Origin of the sequence: uncultured Shewanella sp., assembly GCF_947491715.1 — a bacterium.
Lineage (GTDB): Bacteria > Pseudomonadota > Gammaproteobacteria > Enterobacterales > Shewanellaceae > Shewanella.
In genome coordinates, this window is record NZ_CANLKR010000003.1 from 156,723 (window position 1) to 183,006 (window position 26,284).

At 40.4% G+C, this 26,284-nt stretch carries 17 protein-coding genes; 16 read left to right on the forward strand and 1 reads right to left on the reverse strand.

Translation table 11 applies throughout. The features are described 5' to 3' along the window. Positions 1–189 precede the first annotated feature (189 nt). The 11 genes from Q0779_RS04970 to Q0779_RS05020 all read left to right on the forward strand — a co-directional run bounded on the left by Q0779_RS04970 (position 190) and on the right by Q0779_RS05020 (position 18,036). Positions 190–411: a DUF2835 family protein gene (locus Q0779_RS04970; protein WP_298770131.1), complete on the forward strand. Its 222-nt coding sequence runs from the start codon at positions 190–192 to the stop codon at positions 409–411. Between the two features lie 312 nt (positions 412–723). Further along, positions 724–2,784, forward strand: coding sequence for a DUF1302 domain-containing protein (locus Q0779_RS04975; protein WP_298770134.1), 2,061 nt, complete (start codon positions 724–726; stop codon positions 2,782–2,784). A gap of 71 nt (positions 2,785–2,855) precedes the next feature. Next, entirely contained in the window at positions 2,856–4,220 is a 1,365-nt protein-coding gene (locus Q0779_RS04980; RefSeq protein ID WP_298770136.1) for a DUF1329 domain-containing protein, read from the forward strand. Between the two features lie 89 nt (positions 4,221–4,309). Beyond that, positions 4,310–5,347 (forward strand): YCF48-related protein, encoded by a 1,038-nt coding sequence (locus Q0779_RS04985; protein WP_298770139.1) that lies wholly within the window; start codon positions 4,310–4,312, stop codon positions 5,345–5,347. Positions 5,348–5,365: 18 nt separating this feature from the next. After that, positions 5,366–7,666 carry an MMPL family transporter gene (locus tag Q0779_RS04990; protein ID WP_298770141.1) on the forward strand — a complete coding sequence of 767 codons (2,301 nt, stop codon included), beginning with the start codon at positions 5,366–5,368 and terminating at the stop codon, positions 7,664–7,666. 261 nt (positions 7,667–7,927) lie between these two features. Then, entirely contained in the window at positions 7,928–12,772 is a 4,845-nt protein-coding gene (locus Q0779_RS04995; RefSeq protein ID WP_298770143.1) for an NAD-glutamate dehydrogenase, read from the forward strand. Positions 12,773–12,833: 61 nt separating this feature from the next. Next, positions 12,834–13,853 carry a quinone-dependent dihydroorotate dehydrogenase gene (pyrD, locus tag Q0779_RS05000; protein WP_298770145.1) on the forward strand — a complete coding sequence of 340 codons (1,020 nt, stop codon included), beginning with the start codon at positions 12,834–12,836 and terminating at the stop codon, positions 13,851–13,853. A 161-nt stretch (positions 13,854–14,014) separates the two neighbouring features. Continuing rightward, positions 14,015–14,548 carry a cell division protein ZapC gene (locus tag Q0779_RS05005; protein WP_298770147.1) on the forward strand — a complete coding sequence of 178 codons (534 nt, stop codon included), beginning with the start codon at positions 14,015–14,017 and terminating at the stop codon, positions 14,546–14,548. A 439-nt stretch (positions 14,549–14,987) separates the two neighbouring features. After that, the gene (locus Q0779_RS05010; protein WP_298770148.1) at positions 14,988–15,962 is read left to right on the forward strand and encodes an HlyD family efflux transporter periplasmic adaptor subunit; all 975 of its coding nucleotides are present in this window, start codon (positions 14,988–14,990) and stop codon (positions 15,960–15,962) included. Next, a complete protein-coding gene (locus tag Q0779_RS05015) occupies positions 15,959–16,888 on the forward strand; it encodes an ABC transporter ATP-binding protein (RefSeq protein ID WP_298770149.1) in 930 nt (309 codons plus the stop codon). Before Q0779_RS05010 ends, Q0779_RS05015 begins: the two co-directional genes overlap by 4 nt. Further along, a complete protein-coding gene (locus tag Q0779_RS05020; protein ID WP_298770150.1) occupies positions 16,885–18,036 on the forward strand; it encodes an ABC transporter permease in 1,152 nt (383 codons plus the stop codon). Before Q0779_RS05015 ends, Q0779_RS05020 begins: the two co-directional genes overlap by 4 nt. 98 nt (positions 18,037–18,134) lie before the next feature. Here Q0779_RS05020 and Q0779_RS05025 read toward each other — a convergent pair whose 3' ends face one another. Then, positions 18,135–21,203, reverse strand: coding sequence for a putative Ig domain-containing protein (locus tag Q0779_RS05025; RefSeq protein WP_298770151.1), 3,069 nt, complete (start codon positions 21,201–21,203; stop codon positions 18,135–18,137). A gap of 422 nt (positions 21,204–21,625) precedes the next feature. Between Q0779_RS05025 and nirK the strand changes: the two genes are divergently transcribed. From nirK to Q0779_RS05050, 5 genes are all read left to right on the forward strand, one after another. Beyond that, complete coding sequence (gene nirK, locus Q0779_RS05030; protein WP_298770152.1) at positions 21,626–22,813, forward strand: copper-containing nitrite reductase; 1,188 nt, start codon at positions 21,626–21,628, stop codon at positions 22,811–22,813. 259 nt (positions 22,814–23,072) lie between these two features. Further along, entirely contained in the window at positions 23,073–23,957 is an 885-nt protein-coding gene (locus tag Q0779_RS05035) for a hypothetical protein (RefSeq protein ID WP_298770154.1), read from the forward strand. A gap of 48 nt (positions 23,958–24,005) precedes the next feature. Then, positions 24,006–24,656, forward strand: a complete 651-nt coding sequence (locus tag Q0779_RS05040; protein WP_298770156.1) for an SCO family protein — start codon at positions 24,006–24,008, stop codon at positions 24,654–24,656. Between the two features lie 46 nt (positions 24,657–24,702). Continuing rightward, positions 24,703–25,161: a copper chaperone PCu(A)C gene (locus Q0779_RS05045; protein WP_298770157.1), complete on the forward strand. Its 459-nt coding sequence runs from the start codon at positions 24,703–24,705 to the stop codon at positions 25,159–25,161. Between the two features lie 136 nt (positions 25,162–25,297). Beyond that, positions 25,298–26,035 carry a Crp/Fnr family transcriptional regulator gene (locus Q0779_RS05050; protein ID WP_298770159.1) on the forward strand — a complete coding sequence of 246 codons (738 nt, stop codon included), beginning with the start codon at positions 25,298–25,300 and terminating at the stop codon, positions 26,033–26,035. Positions 26,036–26,284 lie beyond the last annotated feature (249 nt).

The following is a 26,284-nucleotide window of genomic DNA, read 5'->3' on the forward strand; positions in this document are numbered from 1 at the left end:
ATTTATTCAACACAATCAAGCCATATTCTGGTGTATATTGCAGCCAGGCTGAAGCGTGTTGTTGTGTGGCGAACACGCTCAGAAAGGGACATAAGAAAATCAAAACGGTCAATAATTGAAAGCCTGTTTATTCCAGCTGGATAATGCATCATGAGCTATCACAGGTACATTTAAAAAAGGAGCGGATCTATGCGCACATTTACCTTTAAGGTTAATTTTAGTTATCACGAGTTTATGCCTTTTTATCAAGGGAAAATTAACAATATTGAAGTGAGGGATAGGGAGCAGCAAGTGATTTGGATTAATGGTCGACATTTCAGGCCTTTTTTGACATTAAATGGCGTTAACGGTCTGTTTAAACTCACATTAAGCCAACGAGGCGATATTATTTCCTTAAATAAATTAGAGTAATTACTCCAAACGGTTGATTCATTTTTTGTACGAATAAGTCGCTATTCGTTTATCTGTTTAACTGTATGTTATTTATGCATTTGTTGTTTTTTTTATTTTTTCTTTGTTTGTTCATTTTTACATCATTTAAATGTTAGATATATATTTCATCGCTTCAATAAGTCTTCCCTCATATTTCTTTTCATCGATTTTTCAAATTCTTATCTTGCCCATTGGGTGAAAATATTGTAACAATTGCGTTACCTGCTGGATAATAATATGTTTAAAAACTCTTAATAACAAATAAGCAGCAGGTTATGGAGAGAAGTCATCATGCAAGAAAGTAGAAGGATTTTTAATCGCTCTGTACTCGCGATCACTGTGATATCAGCTATAGGAATGTCACTACCTGCTAGCGCCATTTCTTTTAATTGGGGAGAGGTTGATGGAACCTTTGATTCCACATTTTCAGCAGGCGCCAGTTGGCGCACACAAGAACGTAATTGGAATGATCAAATTGGTAAGGTGAATCACCCTCGTTTTGATTGGACGGGTTATTCGGCGTTCACGGGGAACACCATTTATACGCCAGCCCAGATTTGGTCTCAACCTGGTTCTTTTTCCAGTAATGGCGATTTAAGTAATTTACTTTACTCTCAAGGTGATACTACCTCAGAAATGGTTAAAGGTTTGCATGAGTTGTCATTGAATTATGATAATTATGGTTTGTTTGTTCGTGGAATGTACTTTTACGACAGAGTGCTGGTGGAAAGTGATTTTGAATTTACCGATCCCTTAACGGGTAAATCCTATGATGCCTGCGCTGACAGTAAGGCATCTGAAGTGCAATGTAAGGATATTCGTTTATTAGATGCTTTTGTTTACGCGAACTTTGATTTAAATCAAGGACAGAATCCACTGGCTATTCGTGTCGGTCAGCAGGTGGTGTCTTGGGGGGAGAGTACGTTAATTGCCCATGGGATAGGCGTCATTAATCCAGTCGATTTAAATATTCTCAATGCCCCGGGAGCTGAATTAAAAGAAGCTTATCGCCCCCAAGGCATGGTGTGGGGATCCCTCGGGATCACCAATGAATTATCGGTAGAAGCTTTTTATCAATATGATTGGCAAGAGGTGTGGGTCCCGACATCAGGTTCCTTCTTTTCCACCAACGATTTTGCCGGATTCGGCGGCTACCACCAAAATGCTCAGCTTGGCTTTAATGCGAATCCAGATATGAACATTGATTTTTTACTATCTGAATACAATGACTTTTTGGCGCTTATGGCTTCAGGTAGTTTAACCCCTGAGCAATTAGTGCAATATGCATTGGCTTATCCCACCAAAGCCACCTTAGTGAAAGATAGCCAGTCTGCGAGTAATGATGGTCAGTGGGGGGTCAAGTTGGGTTATTATGCGCCAGAATTAGGGGAAACGGAATTTGGCTTATATTACATGAATTATCACAGTCGTCGCCCATTAATCAGTGGAACCACGGCCAATTTCACCGCCGAAGCGGTGGTCAAAGATCTGGCTTATTTAGGGGGTTTAGCCCTTGATGGCACGACTATGGGACGCAGCGATTTATTAAATTTAGAGACGTTTTCAAAGGCACAAATTGTTTACCCTGAGGATATTCAACTCATTGGTTTGAGTTTTAATACATTAGTGGGTGATACATCGGTTGCTGGTGAAATCGCTCATCGTTTGGATGAGCCGTTACAAATCGATGATGTGGAGTTGTTGTTTGCGGCGATGCCACAGCAACTTGCCAATGTGGATCCTTCACTGCCTTATTATCGAGCCGATCTTGATGGGGTATCTCAAATGGAGGTGGTTGAACCTGGCGAAACGGCGAATGGCTACATTCGTACCGATACCACTCAAGCACAAATGACTTTTACTCATGTTTTCGGCCCTGCTTTAGGTAATGATGGCGTCACGGCGTTAGCAGAAGTGGGCGGCATTTGGATCCATGATATGCCAGGGTTTAATGAGCTGCGCCTCAATGGACCTGGTACGGCGAATTCTGGCGGTAATCCTGATATGCCCGGGATTATTAGAGTGTTGCATGACGGTCCTGAAACCAATCCTTTTCCCACTGACTTTGCTTGGGGTTATCGTGTTTTATTTAAGACCGACTATAACAATATTTTTGCCGGTGTGAATATGTCACCGCGCATTATTTTCTCTCATGATGTAGAAGGCATCACGCCGGATCCACTTTATTTGTTTACTGAAGATAAAAAGTCTATAGGGCTCGGAATCGGGTTTGACTACCAAAGTAGTTGGGCTGCTGATTTATCTTATAACACGTATTTTGACGGCGTTGGTACGACAAATACGCTAGAAGATAGGGATTATATTTCATTTAACATTAAATATTCCATATAAACACTTGAAAGTTAGCAGGTATCACTCAGGGCATTTAATCATGTGCTGGGTGTAAAAATAAGGACATCAGTATGAAAAAGCTAGGTTTACTATCGACAGCATTGCTTCTTGCACTGTCGGGACAAAGTGTACAAGCAAAAGTCAATGAAGTTGAAGCGGCTAAGCTTAATAAGAGTTTGACTCCTTTAGGAGCAGAAAAAGCGGGCAATAAAGATGGCAGCATTCCGGCTTGGAATGGGGGGATCACAGAGCCTGTTAAAGGGTATGAAACGGGGATGCATCATTTAGATCCCTTTTCTAATGATAAAATAAAATTGACTATTACCAATAAAAACAAAGCGCAATATGCCGAATTTCTCACACCAGGGCAATTGCAATTATTTTCTTTGTATCCTGATACATTTAAAATGAATATCTACCAAACTCGCCGTAGTGCGTCTTTTCCTAGCTTTGTTTATGAAGCCACTAAGGCCAATGCGACCCGCGCTGAGTTGGTTGATGGAGGTAATGGCATTGCCGGTGCTGCCATTGGGATCCCTTTTCCTATTCCTCAAAATGGGTTAGAAGTGATTTGGAATCACGTACTTCGTTTTCGTGGTGTGGATTTAAAAAGCTCTCGTAGTCAAGCGGCGCCGACTTCTGGTGGAAGTTACACACTGGTGGAAACCACTGAAGAGTTACGCTCTGAATATTCTCGCCCAGAGATGAGTATCGATAAATTATCAAATGAGAATACCTTATTTTATTTTAAACAGGTCGTGACACAACCTGCGCGTTTAGCGGGGACGGCCTTGTTGGTGAAAGAAACCATGGATCAAGAGAAACTGCCTAGGCAGGCTTGGACGTATAACACAGGACAGCGCCGAGTTCGTAAAGCGCCAAATGTGGCATTTGATACGCCAGGTACAGTGTCTGATGGGCTGAGAACCACAGATGATTTTGACATGTTTAATGGCTCACCCGATCGTTACCAATGGGAGCTCGTTGGCAAGCAAGAGCTCTATATTCCTTATAATGATTATAAATTGCATTCAGATAAACTTGAGTACGATCAAATATTGCAACCAGGCCATATTAATCCCGAGTTTGTTCGCTATGAAAAGCATCGTGTTTGGGTGGTCAAAGCCAGATTAAAAGACGGAATGCGTCATATTTATAAGACCCGTGTCTTTTATATTGATGAAGATTCTTGGCAAATTGCGGCGGCGGATCTTTATGATAACCGCGATGAACTTTACCGCGTTGCGATGGCCCATGGTTTAAATTATTACGAAGTGCCGACTCAGTGGAGCACATTGGAAGTGTTTCATGATTTACAGTCGCGTCGATACATTGCCATGGGATTGGATAATGAAGGGCGCATGTATGATTTTGGTGCTCGCTTGAGTGAAGCAAACTTTACCCCCGCTGCCTTAAGAAGAACAGGTATACGTTAATCGGTTTGGCATTTGCTTAAGCAAATGCCAATGTTAATGGCTTATTGGTGTTTGAAATAAACCATGATGATTTTTAAAAGGAAGTTTGTATGAGGTTTAGCATACTTCAGTCTCGTTTATGTGTGTTTGCTTGTTTATTGAGTATTCATTTTCCGCTTTTGGCTGACAATCACCCACAACATCCACTGTTACGCGATGCTATATTGCCTTTGGCAAGCCAAGCTTTAGTGCTCGATCTTGTTTCAAAGCAAGAAACAGCTTTGGCGGTGGGTGAACGAGGCCATATTTTTATTTATGATGAGCAGTGGCAGCAGGTGGTGACGCCCACAAAAGCACTATTGACGAAAGCGTTTTTACTTTCGCCGTCTCTTGGTTGGGCTGTCGGTCATGATGCCACTATTTTACAGACACAAGATGGCGGTTTGACTTGGCAACAACAGATGCAGTCTTCGCGTATTGAAAAACCTTTTTTAGATGTGTTGTTTTTTGATGCATTACACGGTGTTGCGGTAGGGGCCTATGGATTATTTTATCGTACCCAAAATGGCGGACGCAGTTGGGAAAGTGAATACCATCAAGAATTGCTCCATGAAGATGACATCCTTTATTTAAAAGAGCTTAAGCTGGAGGATATGACCTTATATTTGTCTGAACGCAGTACCTTGCTGCCTCATTTTAATCGCATAATTACATTATCTAATGGCCACTTGCTTATGGTGGGGGAGCTTGGTTTGGTGGCAACATCGGCGGATTTAGGACGGCATTGGACGAAACATGATCTCCACTATGAAGGCTCATTTTTTAATGCCATTGCAACAGATAATACTGTTTATGTGATGGGATTACGAGGGCATGTCTTTCAGTCATCTGATTTATCCGTTTGGACAAGGGTGGACTTGCCCTTAACGGCAACGATAAATGGTGTTATGCCATTAGGTGAGGAGAAAGGTATTCGTATTGTGGGCAATGGGGGAGTGATCATCGATGTGAATGAAAAGGGAGTGAGTCAGCTAATACAGCAGCGCCAAGGTGAAAGTCTTGTTGCAATTACACAATTGGCCAATGGAGAGATTTGGATTGCAGGAAGTAAGGGGCTTTCGCGTTTCAATAAAAATGACTCACTATAATAAGAATAGGGTTGAAAGATGTTAGAAAAATGGGTTAATGGATTGGAGTTGTTTCTATTTCGCCAACGTGCTTGGGTTATTGGTGTTTTTATTATTATCACTGTGTGCTTAGGTTATCAGGCCAGCCTCCTGAAGATGGATGCGGCTTTTGTTAAAAATATTCCCCTGTCTCATCCTTATATGCAGACTTACCTGAGGCATCAGCAACAATTTGGTGGTGCCAATAGTATTATGGTGGCGATTGAAAATACCAAAGGAGACATCTTTAATCCTATCTTTTTCGATGCGTTAAAAAAGGTACATGATCAACTCTTTTTTATTCCTGGGGTGGACAGGGCGCAGGTGAAGTCGCTTTTCTCGCCTTCGACGCGTTTTACTGAGGTGGTCGAAGAAGGGTTTGCTGGAGGGCCTGTCATTCCTGCCGATTTTACCTTGACGCCGGCAGGGCTTGAAGTTGTTCGCAGTAATATTGAAAAAGCAGGCATTGTCGGTCGTTTGATTGCACAAGATTACTCTGCTGCCATGGTGAAGGTTCAATTATTGGACTTTGACCCTCAAACGGGGGAGCCATTAGACACATTAGCGTTTGCTCAGCAGTTAGAAATGCAACTTCGCAGCCAGTATGAGAATGATGATATTAACATTCATATTATTGGTTTTGCTAAAATGGCGGGGGATGTGGCAGACGGGGCAAAAGGGGTGGTACTTTTTTTCCTATTGGCCATTTTTATTACTGCCATTATGGTGTATTTATTTTCACGTTCTTTCATTTTAACGTTTCTTCCATTGCTCTGTAGTCTCGTGGCTGTTTGCTGGCAGTTAGGCTTACTTACCTTAATGGGATTTGGTTTAGATCCCATGTCAATATTGATCCCCTTTTTGGTGTTTGCGATTGGCGTGAGCCACAGTGTACAGATGATTAATGGTGTTAAGCGTCATGTCTTAGCTGGGCAGAGCACCAAAGGGGCTGCGGCGCTTGCTTTTCGAGGGTTATTAATTCCAGGTGGTATAGCATTACTTTCTGATACTGTTGGATTTTTAACATTATTGACCATAGATATTGGTATTATTCGAGAGCTGGCCATTTCCGCATCCCTTGGTGTTGCAGTGATTATTTTAACGAATTTAATTTTACTGCCCTTACTGATCTCATATACCCAATTACAGGTTAATCAATCCACAGCATCTTCAATGACAAGGATTTGGCGTAAATTATCTTTGTTTGCGACGCCCAAATATGCAGTGGTTATTTTATCCATTACCGCATTGATTTATGTACTGGGTTTTTTTCAAGCGAGGGAGATGAAAATTGGGGATTTAAATGCAGGGGCGTCTGCTCTACATCAAGATGCGAGGTATAACCAAGATACTTTTTTTATTACCGATCATTTTTCTATTACTACAGATGTGTTGACAGTGATTGTTGAAGCGTTCCCTGAAGCTTGTACTTATCATGATACACTTTCTCAAATTGATGAGTTTGAGTGGCGGCTCAGTAATACGCTTGGCGTTGAATCGACGGCCAGTTTGGCTTCTGTGGCAAAAAGAGTGAATACAGGTTTTAATGAAGGCAATCCCAAATGGCACATATTGCCTCGCACAACAGCCAGTTTAGTGCAAGCTGTTGGACGAGTGCCCACCACATCGGGGTTATTGAATCGTGATTGTTCGGTCATGCCCATTTATGTTTTTTTAACCGATCATAAAGCCGATACCATTGAGCGTGTGTTAGTGAAAGTAAAACACCTCTCGAGTGAAATGGAGACGGATAAACTCCGTTTTGCTTTAGCGTCTGGTCCCGTTGGCGTGATGGCGGCCACCAATGAAACGGTGGCCGAAGCGCAATGGCCTATGATGTTATATGTCTATGGTGCGGTCTTTATTTTATGCTTGATGAGCTTTCGATCGTTAAGAGCCACCTTGGCGGTGATCATTCCTTTGTACGTAGTATCCACGCTTGCACAAGCACTCATGACATTTTTAGGCATTGGATTGGCGGTGAGCACATTGCCTGTTATTGCATTGGGTGTTGGAATTGGGGTCGATTATGGTATTTATATTTTATCCACCATGGCTGTGAGGCTCAGAGCCGGTGATTCTGTGCAAAAAGCTTATTATCAAGCCCTTGTTGAAAGAGGCAGTGCCGTCATGTTCACTGGTCTGACCTTGTCTATTGGGGTCAGTACGTGGTTTTTTTCGGCATTAAAGTTTCAAATGGACATGGGAATATTACTGACTTTTATGTTTTTAGTTAACATGTTGGGAGCCATAATTATTTTACCTGCATTAGCGGCGATACTTTGGCGGCAGCCTAGGTAATATCTAACTAAAAGAGGAGCTTGACTCCTCTTTCTTTTGAATAAATAGTCTTAATTCATGATTGTAATTTCAGTTCTTCTCATCAAGATGTTAAAAACATGTATGAGTGGTGGATGTACCACTAAAATAATCCTCGAAATATAGTGCATTTAGTAATAAACTTCGCCCCATGACCGAGGTCAGATTCTGGGCTCAGGTCATTTTTTATAAGCATCCAAAAATTATAAAAGCGCGGCTATAGACCCTTAAGGAAACAGCAACATGGCCTTGAAAGATGCAATGCCTTCAGTATTACTTGAAAATGTAGTAAATCTTATTCATTCCAAAGTACCTAATTCTCATGCGAAACAAGTTGAGCAATTTGCAAATTGTCTCTATGCGCATATGTCAAAAGATGATCTCAATGCCCGTAATGACAGTGATCTATATGGCGCAGTATTGAGCCAATGGAACGCATTAAATAAGACATCGGTAGGCAAAGGACATATTCGTGTTTATAACCCGAGCCAGTCAAAACACGGTTGGGAATCAGCCCATTCTGTGATTGAAGTGATCCAGCCTGATATGCCATTTCTTGTTGATTCAATTGGTATGGCAATTAATCGATTTGGCATCACCGCTCATATGTTGTTACATACACCTATGTCTATTGAGCGTAAGGATGGGGATGTCACCCATGTCAGTTACAGTGATGAAGGACGTGATGATTTAGAAAAAGTCGCCGTATTTTTAATTGAAATTGACAGACAAAGCAGCAACGAAGACATTAAATTATTAGAAAAAGAAATTGCTTCTGTTGTCGCAGATGTGGCCGCTTCTGTCAATGATTGGCAGGCAATGTCAACCAAGTTGACTGAAACGATTGTAGAGCTTGATAGCCGCCCATACCCTGGGGCTAAATCAGAGCTTGAAGAAACGTCTCGTTTTTTGACTTACCTTAATAATCATCATTTTACCTTATTGGGTTATCGCCGATATGATCTTCGTAAAGTCGAAGGGGATCTGGAGCTGATTGCAGATAAAGCCTCGAGTTTAGGTTTGTTTAGTAAATCGGCAAAATCTGAGGCAGAACGTGGTGTATTATTATCGAATTTCTCAGAAGTTGCGCGTAAAGAAGCGTTAGATGACAGTTTGTTAGTGTTGACCAAAAGCAGCGAAAAAAGCCGAGTACATCGTCCTGCCTATGTTGATTACATTGGTATTAAACGCTTTAATGATGCGGGTGAAGTGGTTGGTGAGGATCGTTTTATTGGTCTTTATGCATCGAATCTGTATAACCGTAGTCCGCGTGAAATCCCACTGCTTGCTGAGAAAGTTGAGCGAGTATTAAAAGCGTCTGGCCTTGCTCCTCGCTCTCATGATCACAAAGCTTTATTGCATATTTTAGAAACGTTACCCCGTGATGAGCTTATTCAAGCTAATGTTAAAGAGCTTGCCCATATTGCTCATGGCGTGTTGGAAATGCAAGATAGGGATAGATTGAAGCTGTTTGTGCGTAAAGACGGCTATGGTCGCTTTTTATCTTGCCTTGTATATGTAGCAAAAGATCGCTATAACACTAAGTTACGTGAAGACACACAACGTATTTTAGCGCAACATTTTAACAGTAATGAAACGGTTGAATTCACGACTTATTTCTCTGAATCGACACTGGCTCGAACTCATTACATTGTCAAAGTTGAAAACAACAATATGGACGTGGACGTGGCTGCGATTGAGAAAAATTTAATGGAAGCTGCACGCTCTTGGGAAGACAAACTGGGCAGTGCGTTAGTCAGTGCCCAAGGCGAAGAAATGGGTACCAGCTTAGTGAAACGCTATGTTGACGCTTTTCCTCGCAGCTATAAAGAAGATGTGTTACCTACCTCTTCGGTGGTCGATATTGAGCATTTAGAAGCATTGGATGACGATCATAAATTGGGGATGTTGTTTTATCAGCCGCAAGAAACGGCGCTGAAGAACAGTAAAGTGCGTTTGAAGCTGTTTCACAAGGATGAGCCTATTCACTTATCTGATGTGCTTCCTATGCTTGAAAACTTCGGCTTAAGAGTGATTAATGAACGCCCTTATGAAGTGATCACCGCTGACGGGGCAACGTACTGGATTTTAGACTTCTTGATGACGGCGCAAGCCGTGGCCAGTGATAACCTGGCTGATAGTCAAGACAGGTTCCAAACCGCATTAGCTCAAGTTTGGAATAAAAAGCTTGAAGATGACGGGTTTAACCGTTTAGTGCTATCGACGGGACTGACTGGCCGAGAAGTGTCAGTATTACGGGCTTATGCGAAATATATGCGTCAAATTGATTCGACGTTCAGTCAAGCCTATATCGAAGAAACCTTTAGCCGTTATCCGCAAATAGCCGATTTATTGGTTAAAATGTATATTCGCAAGTTTAATCCTAAATTGAAGACACGGACGGTGAATAAGTTCGTGGAACAAATTGATTTACGATTAAATGATGTATCAAGTTTGGATGATGATCGTATTATTCATCGTTATCTTGATTTGATTAATGCCACCAATCGAACCAACTTTTATCAGATCACCGAGCAAGGTGATGTGAAGCCTTATATTTCGTTTAAATTTGCCCCAGAGCAAATTCCCGAAATGCCACGTCCATTACCTAAGTATGAGATTTTTGTTTACTCTCCGCGAGTTGAAGGTGTGCATTTACGTGGCGGAAAAGTGGCGCGGGGTGGTTTGCGTTGGTCAGATCGTCGTGAAGATTTCCGTACCGAAGTCTTAGGATTGGTAAAAGCACAGCAAGTTAAGAATACAGTGATTGTGCCTGTGGGCGCTAAAGGGGGCTTTGTTTGTAAACAATTGCCTACTGAAGGCGGCCGTGAAGCTTTTTTTGCTGAAGGGCAAGCTTGCTATAAATTATTCATTCGAGGCTTACTCGACATCAGTGATAATATTATCAATGGTGAAATTGTGCCACCGGATAATGTGGTTCGTCATGATGAAGATGACGCCTATCTCGTTGTTGCAGCTGATAAAGGAACGGCAACTTTCTCCGATATAGCCAATGGTATCGCCGAGGAATACAATTTTTGGTTGGGCGACGCTTTTGCATCAGGTGGCAGCAATGGCTACGATCATAAGAAAATGGGGATCACAGCTCGAGGCGCTTGGGAGTCGGTTAAACGTCATTTCCGTGAAATGGGGGTTAATTGCCAAACCACAGACTTTACCTGTTTAGCCGTCGGTGATATGGGTGGAGATGTGTTTGGTAATGGCATGTTGCTGTCAAAGCACACGCGTTTGATTGCTGCTTTTAACCACATGCATATCTTTATTGATCCTAACCCTGATGTTGAAAAGAGTTATGCTGAACGTGAACGTTTATTTGTTTTACCACGCTCAAGTTGGGAAGATTATAATAAAGAGTTGATCTCTAAAGGCGGTGGGGTTTTCTTACGTTCTGCGAAATCCATTCCATTATCCAGTGAAATGAAAACCATGCTGGGAACACATAAAGCCAGTATGACGCCCATAGAGCTGCTTAAGCAGTTACTTAAAATGGACGTTGATCTACTTTGGAATGGCGGTATTGGCACCTATGTTAAGGCAACCAGTGAATCTCATGCTGAGGTGGGCGATCGTGCTAATGATAGTTTACGGGTCAATGGTAATGAGCTGAAAGCGAAAATTATTGGTGAAGGGGGTAATTTAGGTTGCACTCAGCTGGGTCGTATTGAATATACTGCCAATGGCGGTCGAATGAATACCGACTTTGTGGATAATGTGGGCGGTGTAGATTGCTCTGATATCGAAGTGAATATCAAAATCTTGCTGAATGCGTTGGTGGCTGAAGGTGAGATGACACTCAAGCAACGTAATCGTCTATTGGAAGATATGACGGAAGAAGTCAGTCGAATTGTATTAGATGATTGTAAGGCACAAACTCGCAGTATTTCGGTTACTCAAGTGCGTGGTGCAGATGAACTGAAAGAACAAATTCGCTTTATTCATTATCTTGAGAAAGAAGGTAAGCTGGATCGAGCCTTGGAGTTTTTACCCACTGAGGATGATTTAGCCGATCGCTTGGTGAAAGGGCAGCCGTTAACTCGCCCTGAGTTATCGGTATTGGTTGCCTATGCGAAGATGTTATTGAAAGAGCAGCTGCTGATCCCTGAAATTACAGAAGATAACTTTATTAAGCAATCTTTAGTGGCGTATTTCCCTGAGCAGTTACAAGCTAAATATACGGCGAATATGGATCAACATCCATTGAAAGGTGAGATTATTGCCACCTCATTAGCCAATGGTATTGTGAATGACATGGGGCTGAATTTCGTTCAGCGAATGCAAGAAGAAACAGGGGCCACTATTACTGAAGTGGCGACCTGCTATACCATGGCCAGTGAGGTCTTTAGTTTAGAGTCAATGACTAAAGATATCATTGCATTAAATGGTTTGATGCCAGCACTTGTTCAGTGTGAAATGTTACATCAATTACGCCGTAATATTCGCCGTGCTAGTCGTTGGTTCTTACGTCATCGTAATCGTAATATGAGCATTGAGCAAAGTGTGGCTTTCTTCAAACCAGTGTTTGATGAGCTAAATGAGACAGTACATCAATACATGGTGCAAGATGAAGTGGATACCATTTTATCTGAAACACAAGCGATGGTGAACGAAGGGGTTCCAGAGAAGCTAGCGATGTCTGTTGCGAATGTCAGTACCTTATTCTCATCCCTTGATATTGCTCAGATTGTAGATTTGGAGTCTAAACCCATTAGTTTAGTTGCCGAGACTTACTTTAAACTGGGATCGAAAGTTGATTTACATTGGTTCTTAGATCAGATCAGTGCACAGCCTGTAGCTAACCATTGGCAAGCTTTGGCTAGAGCCGCGTTTAGAGAAGAGCTTGATTGGCAACAACGTTCATTATGTTCAGTGGTGCTTCGCAGTTGTACTAAAGATCTGACTGCAGAGCCGCTTATCGAAGAGTGGATCGAAGCGCATCAAGGTTTATTGGAAAGATGGTTCCATATGTTGGCGGACTTTAAGACATCACAAAGTCATGAGTTTGCTAAGTTCTCAGTGGCTCTACGTGAACTGAATTTATTGATCATTCATTGTGAAGGTCAAGCTTAAATAGTCACTCAATTATTAGCCCTGGCAAATGCCGGGGCTTTTTTTAGCGTTAGAGGAAAGCATGTTTTATAAAATTGCCCAAAAGTTCATGTTCAAAATGGATGCAGAGCGCGCGCATGAGCTGGCACTGTGTAGTTTGAAGTCAACGGCACACTCTCCTTTGAATGGACTTTATGCGCAGAAAGTCCAATCGACTCCTGTGTCAGTGATGGGGATCACTTTTCCTAATCCAGTGGGGTTGGCGGCGGGTCTCGATAAAAATGGTGAATGCATTGATGCATTTCATGCTATGGGTTTTGGGTTTGTGGAAGTGGGCACTGTGACACCACGAGCACAGGCAGGCAACCCTAAACCTCGATTATTTAGACTAGAGAAAGCACAAGCCATTATCAATCGTATGGGGTTTAATAATAAAGGGGTGGATTACCTTGTTCGCAATTTACAAGCGATGAAATCCAATGCGCTTGTGGGGGTCAATATTGGTAAAAATAAAGATACGCCTGTTGAGCAAGGTAAAGATGACTATTTAATTTGCATGGAGAAAGTGTATCCTTATGCGGCTTATATTACGATTAATATTTCTTCGCCTAATACCCCTGGATTGAGAAGTTTGCAGTATGGCACCTTATTAGATGAGCTATTATCCAGCTTGAAAGAGAAGCAGCGTGAATTGGCTGAGCAGTACGGCAAATATGTTCCTCTTACGTTAAAAATTGCACCGGATCTATCGTTAGATGAAATTAAAGATATTGCGACCTCGGTTTTAAAGAATCAATTTGATGGTATTATTGCGACCAATACCACATTGGCGCGTGAAACGGTTAAACATTTGCCCTTTGGAGAAGAGGCTGGGGGATTAAGTGGTTTACCGCTTGATCGATTATCGACTTCGGTTGTGCAAGCATTATCAGATCATGTGCGTGGGAAAATACCGATTATTGGTGTAGGAGGGATCACAACCGTTGCGTCGGCGTTGGATAAATTCGATGCAGGAGCCAGCTTGGTACAAGTGTATTCAGGCTTTATTTATAAGGGGCCTCAACTGATCAAACGGATCATTGATGCTTATAGCGTGAAATAATCTCTTATCAATTTACAGTTGTATTTGAAATAAGATTTCTTTATCTTATAGAGGTAAAGAAATCTTATTTAGATGTGTTGTTTATAAGGATATAAATTAACTTTGTGATAGGGGGTAATATCAACTATTATCACCTTGTATGATTATAATAGGTAGAGGTTATGTTGTTAATGCCAAACAAGGAATGGCAATGGGTGTATAACGATAACTATAATGTGTTGAGTATTTCGTTAGGCGATGAAATGGAATTTTTGACGCCATATACACCAAAAGTCTTAATCCCTGATGCGAAAACATCGCAAATATTTAGTGTCGAGCACGCCAAATATTATATTCAAGTGGTTGAACGTTTAAGGCAAGCTTTATCATGCAATGATGCTCATATTGTTCAAATGGCTTTAAATGCGACTGCTGCACGTTTTTTGCTCAAACCTGAGATGCCAAAATCTTGGTACTTTTCTGTGTCTGATGTTTGTGTTTTTAGTGAAGAAGGCAAGTTATTTCACCTTCAAACACTATCGGAGCAAGTGACAGTGCTTGTTGTGGAGTCGGGTCTGCAAGCTTCGCTTATCATGCTATTATCAGAACACTGCGTATTATCAGATAGAAAAGTATTAAGGCAGTTTGATACCATAAAAGTGATGCATGATCGTTTACTGCCTTTGGTTGTGAAAGAACAAGTTGCCGCCGCATAGTGCCTTTGTTTATTTAAGGCACTCACTGATTTTTTCATCCCCCTTAGCTCTCGACCTCCTATCATTGTCGTTTTTCACGGCTCGCCTTTTATCCTTGCGCCTGTCATTTTCTAAAAATTGATGGACAGTGTCCAGAGATTGAGTATTACACGGGAAAGGTGGCATTCATTTTTTGATAGTTTGCTTAATTCTTATTATTTTTCATATTGTTGAGTGTTGTAAGCTAAAAGGTGAGGAATTTTTGTTGCAAGTATTGCCTTGCACTAAAATCACGTTTCAGATTATATTTTCCCGCCTAAAGACATGAGAAGTCACTTGGGTCTCTCTGTATTCATTTTGCATTGAGTACGCCATCAATAATTTCTAGGATTTAAATTCATAATTGTTCTAAATTTAATTTAGACCATTTTAAATGTGTGAGTGCTTAAGGGGAAAATTAATGCGTCAATTGAACAGTTATTTTGGTCAAAGGGGATTGGTTTACTTGTTGCCTTTTCTTTTATTATTAACCAGCTGTGGAAAAAATAGTGATGGAAAAGTCGCATTAGGTTCATTAATTAGAGAGCGGGTGGTGTTAACAGCAACGGCGAATGAAATCGTGACAGCACTTCCTTTTAAAAAGGGCGATCACGTTAAAAAAGGTGACTTATTGGTTCAGCTTTATAACGCTAGACAAAAAGCATTAGTGGATAAAACGATTGCCGATGTGGCTGAAAAAGAAGCCTATTTAGTTAAGTTACAAAATGGTTCTCGAAAAGAAGATGTGGCCGCGGCTCAAGCAACGCTGAATGATGCAGAGGCGAGTCTTGTCTTAGCGGAAAAAACTTTAGCCCGTACAAAAGATTTACTGGCTTCTAATTTGACCTCTAAAGCGCAATATGATCAAGATGTGGCCAATCAAAAAACGAGTTTAGCCAGTCGTAATAATGCCAGAGAAGCCTTATTAAAGTTAACGAATGGGACTAGACCAGAGGATTTAGACTCCGCAGAAGCGAGCCTAGCAGCTGCTAAGGCTGTTTATCAGTCAGAAAAGTTAACTTATGATCAGTTAAGTGTCGTAGCCACTCGCGATGGTATTTTAGATAATTTACCTTGGAATTTAGGGGAGAGGGTGTCGACAAACTCTCCTGTGGCAGTGATTTTAAGTGGTGCAACACCTTATGTAAGGGCTTATATTCCTGAGCCGTATCGAGCAAGATTAAAAGTGGGCAGTCAAGTCATGGTGAAAGTCGATGGCATCAAAAGCCCCTTTCAAGGGGTGATCTCCTGGATTTCAATGGACTCAGCTTATACCCCTTATTATGCTTTAAATGAAGAAGAGCGAAGTCGATTGGTGTATTTAGCCGATGTATCACTCCCTGATACAGCAAATGATTTACCGAGTGGCTTGCCTGCGCAGGTGGTTATGCCATGAGCGAATATGCCATACAAGCAAAAGGGCTAACGAGAAAATTTGGTGATTTTACGGCGGTTGATAATCTTAGTATCAATGTACCAAGAGGAAAAATTTATGGCTTTTTAGGGCCGAATGGTTGTGGTAAATCGACCAGTATTCGGTTATTAACAGGGCTTTTAACACCGACTCACGGCAGTGTAAATGTGTTAGATTTAAATTTACCCAATCAAATTGAAGCCTTACGATTGCGCATTGGTTATATGACGCAAAAATTTTCTTTGTACGAACAACTAACCATAGAAGAGAATTTACGCTTTATTGCTCAAGTCTTTGGCCTTGGCAGGCATGATGAGCGTAAGCGAGTTGAAGAGTTACTGAGTATTTACGAGTTGGATAAACGTCGAAAGCAAAGAGCGGGGAGTTTAAGTGGTGGGCAAAAGCAGCGATTAGCGCTGGCGGCAGCCACATTACATAAACCAGAGTTACTGTTTCTCGATGAGCCGACTTCCGCTGTTGATCCACAAAATAGACGTGAGTTTTGGGAGCGACTATTTGATATTTGCGATACAGGTTCAACAATTTTAGTTTCAACGCATTATATGGATGAGGCTGAGCGTTGCCATTCTTTGGCCATTTTAGAAGCGGGGTGTTTGCGTGCAGATGGCTCGCCAGAGCAGTTAATGCAAGATATGGGCGCTATAATAGTGGAGGTAGGCGGTGAAGGACTAAGACAGTTAAAAGAATTGCTTACAAAACTTGGATCCGTGATTTCTGTCGCCCAGCAAGGGGTGCACTTGCGAGTGTTAATCAAAAATACGATTGTAGACCCGATAACATGGTTAAGAGAACAAGTGCCAGAACAAATGCACTCACGTGATATAAAATTAGTTCGGCCAAGTCTTGAAGATGTGTTTGTTAATTGTACGGGGGAGGGCCGCCAATGAAGATGTTGAATCGTATTAAAGCGGTAACGTACAAAGAGTGCATTGAGCTTATTCGTGACAGAGTGACTTTTGGCATGGTGGTGATGTTGCCTTTAGTGCAGTTGATATTATTTGGCTATGCCATTAATACCACGGTTAGGCATATTCCTGTTGCGGTGGTCGACCAAGCCAGTTCTGCGTTTTCACATTTATTAATAGATTCTATATCAGCAACTCAAGTTGTTGATTTTACTGAAAAATATTTGACTCCCGAGGAAGCGATGCAAGCGATCACTGATGGTAAAGTGCGAGCTGCATTGATTATTCCAAGTGATTTAACCAATCGTTATGCCAAGAAATTAGTGGCGGCATCACAGCAAGGTGAAACACCCCAATTTGAATATTCATTGAATCGCCCTATTGGGCAATGGGTGGTGGATGGTTCGGATACGACCATTGCGAGTACCATTAAACAGCTTAGAAACATGCCCATGATTAATTTAACGGATTACCCCAAAAATCAAACCGCTGCGACCTTTGAAGTGGTGCAATTTTATAATCCAGAGCAGCGTTCTGCGGTGAATATTGTTCCAGGTATTGTGGGGATTATTTTAACCATGACCATGATTATGTTTACGTCTATTTCTATTGTCAGGGAGCAAGAAAAAGGTAATTTAGAACTGTTGATAACGACCCCCATTCGTTCAATAGAATTGATGATAGGTAAAATTATTCCTTATATTTTCGTAGGGTTAATACAAATGGGGATTATTATTGGCGCAGGACATTTATTTTTTAATGTGCCTATCAATGGCAGTATATGGCAGTTATTACTGGTCACCTTGTTGTTTATTGCTGCCAGTTTAGTATTGGGCCTTATTTTATCAACCATTGCAAAAACCCAGATGCAGGCCATGCAACTGACTTTTTTTCTTATGCTACCGTCCATATTATTGTCGGGTTTTATGTTTCCTTATGAAGGTATGCCTGTGGCTGCGCAGTGGATTGCTGAAGCATTACCAGCGACCCATTTTATGCGATTAGTCCGAGGAGTGGTTCTGCGTGATGCGGATGTATTAGGAATGATGAATGACAGTTTATGGTTATTAGGCTTTACTATTTTAGGTTTGATTGTTGCGTCGATCCGCTTTAAGAAGTCGCTTGATTAGATAATAATATTCATGGCTATGTAGGTTTTTTGATGAAAACATAACTCAGCCCTTCAAGGACTGAGTTATGTTAAAGATCATTTTTGATAGAAGTCGTATTAACGAAGTATTGTCTTTTTACGGCTGTACCCAAAAAGAGATAAAAGCAATAGTGATATCAATCCTAAACTACCACCTGAATCAGTATCAGACTCGATATCGAGACTGATGCTGGCCTCTGTGCTTAGTGTCATTTCATCAATGGCTTTCACGGTAAAACTATAATGCCCTGATTGTTTGACTGAACCACTGATTATCCCTGCGGCTGATAAGGTTAGTCCACTGGGTAAGCTTGACGTTTCAAAGGTGAGTGCGCTGCCATCAGGATCGCTAAACACCGTATTTAAATCAATTTCAACTGCCTGTGATGATTGAAAAGAAAAATGATTATTTTCTAATACAGTGGGAGCGGCATTCACTTGAATGTCAAGGGTGACGATATGCTGAATGCCTTCATCTAATGTGGCGGCAATCATCATGCTGTGAAGCCCTGTATCGATTAATGCGCCCGTTAATAATCCATTTTCAGTTAAAGTTAATGGGTTAGTTATCGTATCGCTTTCAGTCATTGTTTCATTAGAAAGCAATGTAAATGTCATTTCACTGGTATTTAAGTTGCTGTCTTCACCAAACAAATGTGTCACTAAATCAAGTGAGATGGCTTGATTTGGATTAACGACAAGTGTGTTCAAGTCTGCGCTAAAAGCAGAGTTTTGAATGTCATACTCAAAGGTGAAGTCTGTGGTCAACTCATCTTTATCGGTTGCCGTGATGGTTAAGATGCCTGACGTTGCTTGCGTGACGACACCCACAATATGATTATGTTCATTTAGGCTCAATTCTTGAGGCATACCTTCCACATTAAAGGTTAAGGTATCATCAGTATCTTCTTCAATAAATAGACTTGATAGGTCAAGAGAAATGTGACTGCCAGTTAAAAATGTATATTTATCTTTCTGGCTACGGATCAGCGGTGCACGTTTAATCGGTAACTGATAGACTTCTTTAACTGTACTGTTTTGCAGTAAGTTAATATGCTTTAAAAAGTGATGATTAGCAGGGATAAAGCCAAGACCATTTTTTGAAGGTAGTGGTAACTGTTGTTCGCTTGCTGACCATATACCTGTTTTAGGGTTGATATGATAAAAATGAATACTGTCAGTATAATTGTTCAATGATGCAGCCAAATAGGGGCTCATTAAGGTAAAGTTACGATCATTTTGTTCAAGGGGAGATAAAGATAATAATGTGAGTTCACCATTATCTTGTTTTCTATAAGCTTGTATAGATCGGCTACTGTAATTATAAAAATACAGGTTATTTTCCGTTAATAGAAGATCACGCGTGCCATAAGGAATGGCCATTTGGGCTGTTTGACTCAAGGTATTTGATTGAGCATCATAAATAAATGTCGTGATAGCATCATCATTTATTGCGTAGAAATATTGGCCTAATGTCTTCAATTTTGTATTATAGAAATCATTATTCTCACTTTCAATGGAGGTGATTAATTCAAATTTTGATTGTTCGTTGAACTTGAAAAAGAATAAAGTATCATAATCTAATGCCATTAATACGTTATTATCTTGGTTAAACTTAACTTCAGATGTTCTTAAATAGCTATCATTGGTATTTGAATAACTTCCCTGATATACAAATGATAATGTATGTTGTTCCTTAAGAGTAAAGACTATGTAGTTAGATTCACCGACTATGATGAGCTGATTATCGTTTGTGAGAAGCAGCCGGCTGTTATATAGCGTATTGCTATCATTGAAAGAAGAGAGATCAATGAGTTTAGCATGAACAAAGGATTGTTCATCATCTTTGATGAGTAGATGCAGCTTGTTATTATTGTGATCAAGTAAAAATAAATTCTGTCCATCAGCAGACAGTAATGAATGCTCAACATTGGCAATTTGGGGGATATTGAATGTGCCATCTTTTAACAATTGAGTGGAATTGATGGTGGCATTATCGTTAACTTGGCTGACAAACAGTGCCTTCATATCCGTTGCAAGCCCAATTAATTGCTCGTTATGAAAGAGTATACTTTTAAGATTGGCAGGGTTGCCATAATCATCATTAACAATATTGGTTTGTTCAATTAAACTTAGCCCAGTATCATTGATAGTGAAACTGGTCATATTTGAATTGGGGTTATAAGTGCTTTTATTAAAGTAAAGGGTATTATTATAGAGTGATGAATCATCGAGATCGTAATCATCGCCAAGATCATTATAAGTATTAAGTTGCCATTTTTCAGTTAATGTATTGTCATTAATATTGTACGCTAAGTTCGTTATTGTCCAGCCGCTTTGGATCAGAATATTATTGCTATCTTCACAGGTGACATGATAATTGCTATCGGGGTCGTAGCTTAGCTTATGAGTGAATTGATGGTTAGTTTCATCCAGTTTAAATACAGATAATGCAGGTTGATTATTCCAAGTATTACCGTGACCTGCTAAAAAGAGGTGATCTGTCGCTTTATCAATACAAGATGAACGAATGTTATCGGGAAGAAGATTGTCATTAATAGTATTACTTTCGATGAGCTTATCATTTTCAATATAAAAGATTGTATTGTAATCTGTCATAAGTATATGATTATTAAATACTAACATGGAAGAGTAATAATGATTACTAAGTGTGAGGTGATGCTCTTCGATTAAGTTCAATGCGTCATTAAATGAAAATAAACTTAGCCTAGGCTCAGTGCGATAAGCATCATCTTCGGTATATACTTTTATACTTCCCCAAATAAGCACTTGTGTGCCTTCATTAACAAGTTCAACCTGATTGATATTGCTGTATTCATGCCCTAAACGATTAAGGTTGACTTCAGTTAATAAGGTTGGAGTTGCAGTTTCAGTGCTAAATAATGCAATATATTGTTGATTTTTATCCCAGCCCAGTACTTTTTGACCACTGGATGATAATTCATCCAGTGCATTAATTGTGCCTGAATGCCAAGTCTTTATGTCACCTAATTGAATTGTTCGTTGCTGATTTTTTTGTTGATTTTCACTAAGTGTATGAGTAGAAAACTGTGGAACTTGTTCTTGGGCGTGTGAATACTGAGCGGAGAGTAAAGTAACGAGTGCTAATTTTTTAACGTGTTTCATGCAAATCCTTTTGACTGTTTAAAGCTGTAATATTTTTCATTGAGAGTAATACAATGTTTCTTTTTTTTACGACGCGGGAGTATAGCGGTACTGTGAATATGTTTCAATAATGTATCATGTTGAACGTAGTTTATTTGACCTTTAAATGGTCAATTATTTAACTTATTTTTTAATTGGTTATCTTTTTATTCTGCGTTTGACTTATTGCCTAAGGTGATCTGTTTAAGTGAAAGGCCTGCTAAATACTGCATGAGTTCACATTTTTCATACAAAACCTTCGTTATTTATTTCTCACTTGATAAATGTCAATTCCACAGTCAAAAAACAACGTACTTTATTGCTATGGAAGCTTTTTTAATCTGTCTTTTTTAATCTGTAGTATTGGCTTGTCGATAAGAGTGGATCACTTAAAGGAGTATGAAATGGGACAAAATCATTTAGAAAATGGAAAGCGTATCGATGAAGATCGCCGACACTTTATTGGTGGATCAGTCGGCGCGAGCTTAGTGGGTGCAGGCATGGCTGCAGGGTTGTTATCGACTACGGCAATGGCCAACGCTACCCTTGCCCAAGGAACGGCTAAGACCAATAGAATGTCGAATTATAAGGCCGATCAACTGGAGAGAGTTACGCAAACATTGTTGCCGCCGCCTTCGGTGCCTAAGCATGATGTCGTCGCTATGGGTAAGCCCAAAGTGGTTGAAGTGCGTATGACGGTAGAAGAGAAACAAATTGAGTTAGAAAATGGCACGTATGCTTGGGTGTGTGCATTTAATGGTAGCGTGCCAGGGCCCATGATTGTGTGTCATCAGTATGATTATGTCGAGCTGACCTTAGTGAACCCCAAAAGTAATATGCTAGCGCATAACATTGACTTACATGCTGCAACGGGCGCATTAGGGGGGGGAGAGCTGACATTAGTGGCACCGGGGGAAGAAGTGACTTTTAGGTTTAAAGCCACTAAAACTGGTACCTTTGTTTATCATTGTGCCCCTGGAGGCGTGATGATCCCTTGGCATGTGGCAATGGGAATGCACGGCGCGATTATGGTGTTACCAAGAGAAGGGCTACGGGACAGCGACAATAACCTCATTCATTACAGCAAAGCTTACTATGTGGGTGAAGCTGATTTTTATGTGCCTAAAGATAATAAAGATAGGTATAAGGCTTATGACACTGTGATGGGCAGTATGAATGATGTATTAACGGTGATGAAAAGCCTAATACCGTCACATATTGTATTTAATGGTGCCGTGGGGGCACTCACAGGCCGTGGTGCCATGACGGCAAAAGTCGGTGAGTCGGTGATGTTTATTCATTCGCAAGCGAATCGTGATTCTAGGCCCCATATTATAGGGGGCCACGGTGATTATGTGTGGGCGGCAGGTAATTTTGCAGATAAACCACAACGTGATTTAGAAACTTGGATGTTAGCGGGAGGTAGCGCTTGTGCAGCAGTGTACACTTTTCGTCAACCGGGCCTTTACGCCTACGTGAACCATAACTTGATAGAGGGTTTTTTAAAAGGCGCAGCTGGACATATAAAAGTTGATGGTGAGTGGGACGATGATTTAATGGTACAAGTAAAAAAACCGACGGCCATTGTGTAAATGGGGACTTAAGGCGATCTTGAGTTGTCGTCGTTCAGTTATGCAGCATAAAGGTTTTTTCTCTATTACTTATACAGAATAAGTCATAAAGAATAAGTCCATTGAAAGTGTATAAAGTCGACTTTTATGCTGCAGTACTCTGGAAGACAATAAGTTCTCTTACTTTTTTCTAATAACTTGGTTCTCAAAGACGTGCTTTTATACATTCAGACCATATGCATGTTGCTGCTTCACGAGCATAAGTTCAAAGGAGTGTCTTATGAAAATAATCTTATCTCTTGTTTGGTTAGTTATCTTGTCTCATGTATCTTTTACTGTTTTCGCGCAAACGCCGAAAAAAGATTACGTGCTCTACAGTGCCGTTTATGCTTGGTATGGTCAGCTTGATATCGCGGGGATACCTGAACAAGATGTCTTGATAGGAAAAGGCGTCAATGATTTTTCTTATTTACAGACTGAGCAAGGTCTATCTGGTGCACATCATATTTTAAATATCAATTTGTTGGATGATAATGAGCATCAAATGCAAGTCGAGGTGACACTAGATTACTATTATCAAGTATCTTCACAAGACACGGCTTATCAAGGGCAAAGCAGTGCAGCCTTGCCAGCCCGTTATTTAGTGCAACGTTTAATCTTGGAAAAAGATCCTCTAGGAGTGATAGATAGCCACAATGTTATCAATGAACTCGATGCTTATCCCTCTCGTTTTATTCCATCAGCTGAGCGTAATCTTATTCGTGGATTACTTTATCAATGGACTGATTTACTCGATCATCCTGAAGAGGTGAATGTTCACGCTGCAATTGATGAATGGGTTGATATTAACGCTAATTTTCAAGGGGCAGAACTGAATGTGATTGAACCACATCACTATTTTTTCTTGCTTGAGGCTTTAGGACACCGTTTCAGTCGTCGTGAGATCAAGAATGTACGTATCATTCCATTAGAAAATGAAGCATCGACATATCAAGTTCACTTTGAGTATCAATGGATGGTATTAAACAGTTTTGGTGAGAAAGAGCTCGCACAGATAGGTGTCAGGCTTAAGGTTAAAATTGTCGATAAACGTGCTGTTATTAAAGAGTATGAAGAAGTGTATTTACCTCCAGTCACGGATCTTGGCGCAGAAATTCGCTGTTAGTTCATAGGATGTATGGATAATTATATTAGGCAGTAAAGGGAGTGTGAAATGAACAGTTTACAGCTTGTTAATAAGTTCAAGTATATTATTTTACCGGTATTTTTGATTTTTAGTCTGTTGTTTTCCTTTCAAGGAATGAGTACTGAGAGTATGCCGATATTAAAAGGTATTGGGGGGCCCTTTAGTTTAAAAAGTTCTCAAGGAACAGTGGTGTCATTATCTGATTTCAAAGGAAAAGTCGTGATGATGTTTTTTGGCTATACCAATTGCGCCGATGTCTGTCCAACAACCATGGCCCATATCAGTCAATTAATGGATCAATTATCCCCTGATATTCGCCGGCAAGTTCAAGTGTTGTTCATTAGTATCGATAGTGACTTTGATACGCCAAAGCACCTTAATCAATATTTAAGCTACTTTGATCCCAGTTTTATTGGATTGGTGGATGAACGTGAGAAAATTGATGAGGTCGCTTTATTATATCAAGCTGAATATACCAAGTTGGCTAATGAGAAAGTGACGACTGAATATAAAAAGTTGAGTCTGGCTCCTCAGGAAGAGGAAAAAAATCAAAGGGGTTATTTATATTCCCATAGCGCTAAAATTTTTGTACTTGATGGTAAGGCACGTGTGAGAGGTTTTTTTTACATGGGGACGGCGATTGATGACATGAAGTTGCAAATTGAAAGCTTGCTTTAATGTTATTAAAGAAATTAAAAAATTGATCCGTTAAAGGGATATGAATATGAGAAACATTATTTTTAGTGTGCTTATTGTTGTCTGTGGCCTTGCTCAAGGCAGTGAATTAATGATCAGTTCGGCTTGGATCCGAGCCATGCCGATGACGTCACGTGTCGTGCCTATTTATTTAACGATAGATAATCCGACATCAGAACAACAAAAATTGATCAGTATAACAGCGATGCGGGGGGAGGTTGAGATCCATCAAACCCTGAAACATCATGGAGTGATGTCTATGAGTCCCGTGGATGAAATTATTATTGCACCGCACTCACAAGTTAAACTGGCACCGGGAGGATTTCATGGCATGATGTCTCATTTTAATCAAGGTGTCCCCGCTTTAGGTGATAAAGTGGCGCTTATATTGACGTTTTCAAATGGAGAGAAACAGCAAATTGAGGCCACGGTTAATAAACAGTTATCGGTGAGTTCAGCACACAAAGCGCATTCAATGACACCATAAAAGAAGAGAACTGAGGTCAGGTCATTCGATTTTGTAAAGCTAAGCTGTGTAAACCAATGAAGCTGAATGAAGCAAGCTGGCCAATGTCATGTGTTTGTTTGAAATTTCTGCCTGAAAATACTGATAGGAGGTGAGTATGATCACTAATAACCATGTTAAAGCGAGTATGGCTCAGCATCACCTTTTTGCTTCACTTGAATGTGAGGAATTGAATGCAATATTAAAGCCATCAAGTTACTTGTCATTTGTTGAACAGACGCCCATTTTTTATCAAGGGGACATAGCACGGCGGTTCTACCTTGTTATGGAAGGCCATTTACAGCTATACCGTACCAACCTTCAGGGGCAAGAGAAGGTGATTGAAATTGTTAGGCAAGGGCAAACATTTGCCGAAGCGTTGATGTTTGATAAGTGTGCTCGATATCCTGTATCGGCAAAGTCAATTTCTGCTTGTGAACTGATAAGTGTTGACAGTGAAGTGTATCTGAAAATATTAAAAAACAACGCTACAGCATGTTTTGCTATTATGGCTAATATGAGCAAAAGGCTCAGGAAACACTTGAATGAAGTGGAGGTTTTATCATTAGAAAATGCTCAAAATCGATTTTTATTGTTTTTACAGGCTAATGTACATCAAAATGGAGAAAAGCAATGGCACCAAGATGAACTCGATGGTGAAGGTATTATTAAGTTGGATATACCTAAACAAATGTTGGCGTCACGTTTATCCATACAGCCTGAAACATTTTCGCGTTTGATTAAAAAAATGATACAAGAAGGGCTTATTTGGGTAAAAGGCGATAAGATCCATATTCCTTCTTTGAATCAACTTTATGTGTCTTCAGAGTCGCTTTTTTCAAAGGCTAGAGAGTAATATCCTTTGAAGAAGACGGTTAATATCACATAAAGAGAATAAAGTTGACTGCGGGGCAGGTGTTGCTCTTTCACATGCAGAGCCAAATCATCGAATAAGGTCGTTAAGAGTATACTTTAAATGTGAATTTTTCATTTGTCATTCTTTCCTCCTAAGCTGCAGGATACGTACAGCTTAGGAGCGGATGAACTTTTCTTAAGTCATCAAAGTCAATGACATTTCGTTTAGTGCTTGATACTGCACTATTGA

Excerpts from the sequence above, each read along its gene's own strand:
- Q0779_RS04970 (WP_298770131.1), top strand. The coding sequence starts at position 190 with ATGCGCACATTTACCTTTAAGGTTAATTTTAGTTATCACGAGTTTATG.
- Q0779_RS04975 (WP_298770134.1), top strand. The coding sequence starts at position 724 with ATGCAAGAAAGTAGAAGGATTTTTAATCGCTCTGTACTCGCGATCACT.
- Q0779_RS04980 (WP_298770136.1), top strand. The coding sequence starts at position 2,856 with ATGAAAAAGCTAGGTTTACTATCGACAGCATTGCTTCTTGCACTGTCG.
- Q0779_RS04985 (WP_298770139.1), top strand. The coding sequence starts at position 4,310 with ATGAGGTTTAGCATACTTCAGTCTCGTTTATGTGTGTTTGCTTGTTTA.
- Q0779_RS04990 (WP_298770141.1), top strand. The coding sequence starts at position 5,366 with ATGTTAGAAAAATGGGTTAATGGATTGGAGTTGTTTCTATTTCGCCAA.
- Q0779_RS04995 (WP_298770143.1), top strand. The coding sequence starts at position 7,928 with ATGGCCTTGAAAGATGCAATGCCTTCAGTATTACTTGAAAATGTAGTA.
- pyrD (WP_298770145.1), top strand. The coding sequence starts at position 12,834 with ATGTTTTATAAAATTGCCCAAAAGTTCATGTTCAAAATGGATGCAGAG.
- Q0779_RS05005 (WP_298770147.1), top strand. The coding sequence starts at position 14,015 with ATGTTGTTAATGCCAAACAAGGAATGGCAATGGGTGTATAACGATAAC.
- Q0779_RS05010 (WP_298770148.1), top strand. The coding sequence starts at position 14,988 with ATGCGTCAATTGAACAGTTATTTTGGTCAAAGGGGATTGGTTTACTTG.
- Q0779_RS05015 (WP_298770149.1), top strand. The coding sequence starts at position 15,959 with ATGAGCGAATATGCCATACAAGCAAAAGGGCTAACGAGAAAATTTGGT.
- Q0779_RS05020 (WP_298770150.1), top strand. The coding sequence starts at position 16,885 with ATGAAGATGTTGAATCGTATTAAAGCGGTAACGTACAAAGAGTGCATT.
- Q0779_RS05025 (WP_298770151.1), bottom strand. The coding sequence starts at position 21,203 with ATGAAACACGTTAAAAAATTAGCACTCGTTACTTTACTCTCCGCTCAG.
- nirK (WP_298770152.1), top strand. The coding sequence starts at position 21,626 with ATGGGACAAAATCATTTAGAAAATGGAAAGCGTATCGATGAAGATCGC.
- Q0779_RS05035 (WP_298770154.1), top strand. The coding sequence starts at position 23,073 with ATGAAAATAATCTTATCTCTTGTTTGGTTAGTTATCTTGTCTCATGTA.
- Q0779_RS05040 (WP_298770156.1), top strand. The coding sequence starts at position 24,006 with ATGAACAGTTTACAGCTTGTTAATAAGTTCAAGTATATTATTTTACCG.
- Q0779_RS05045 (WP_298770157.1), top strand. The coding sequence starts at position 24,703 with ATGAGAAACATTATTTTTAGTGTGCTTATTGTTGTCTGTGGCCTTGCT.
- Q0779_RS05050 (WP_298770159.1), top strand. The coding sequence starts at position 25,298 with ATGATCACTAATAACCATGTTAAAGCGAGTATGGCTCAGCATCACCTT.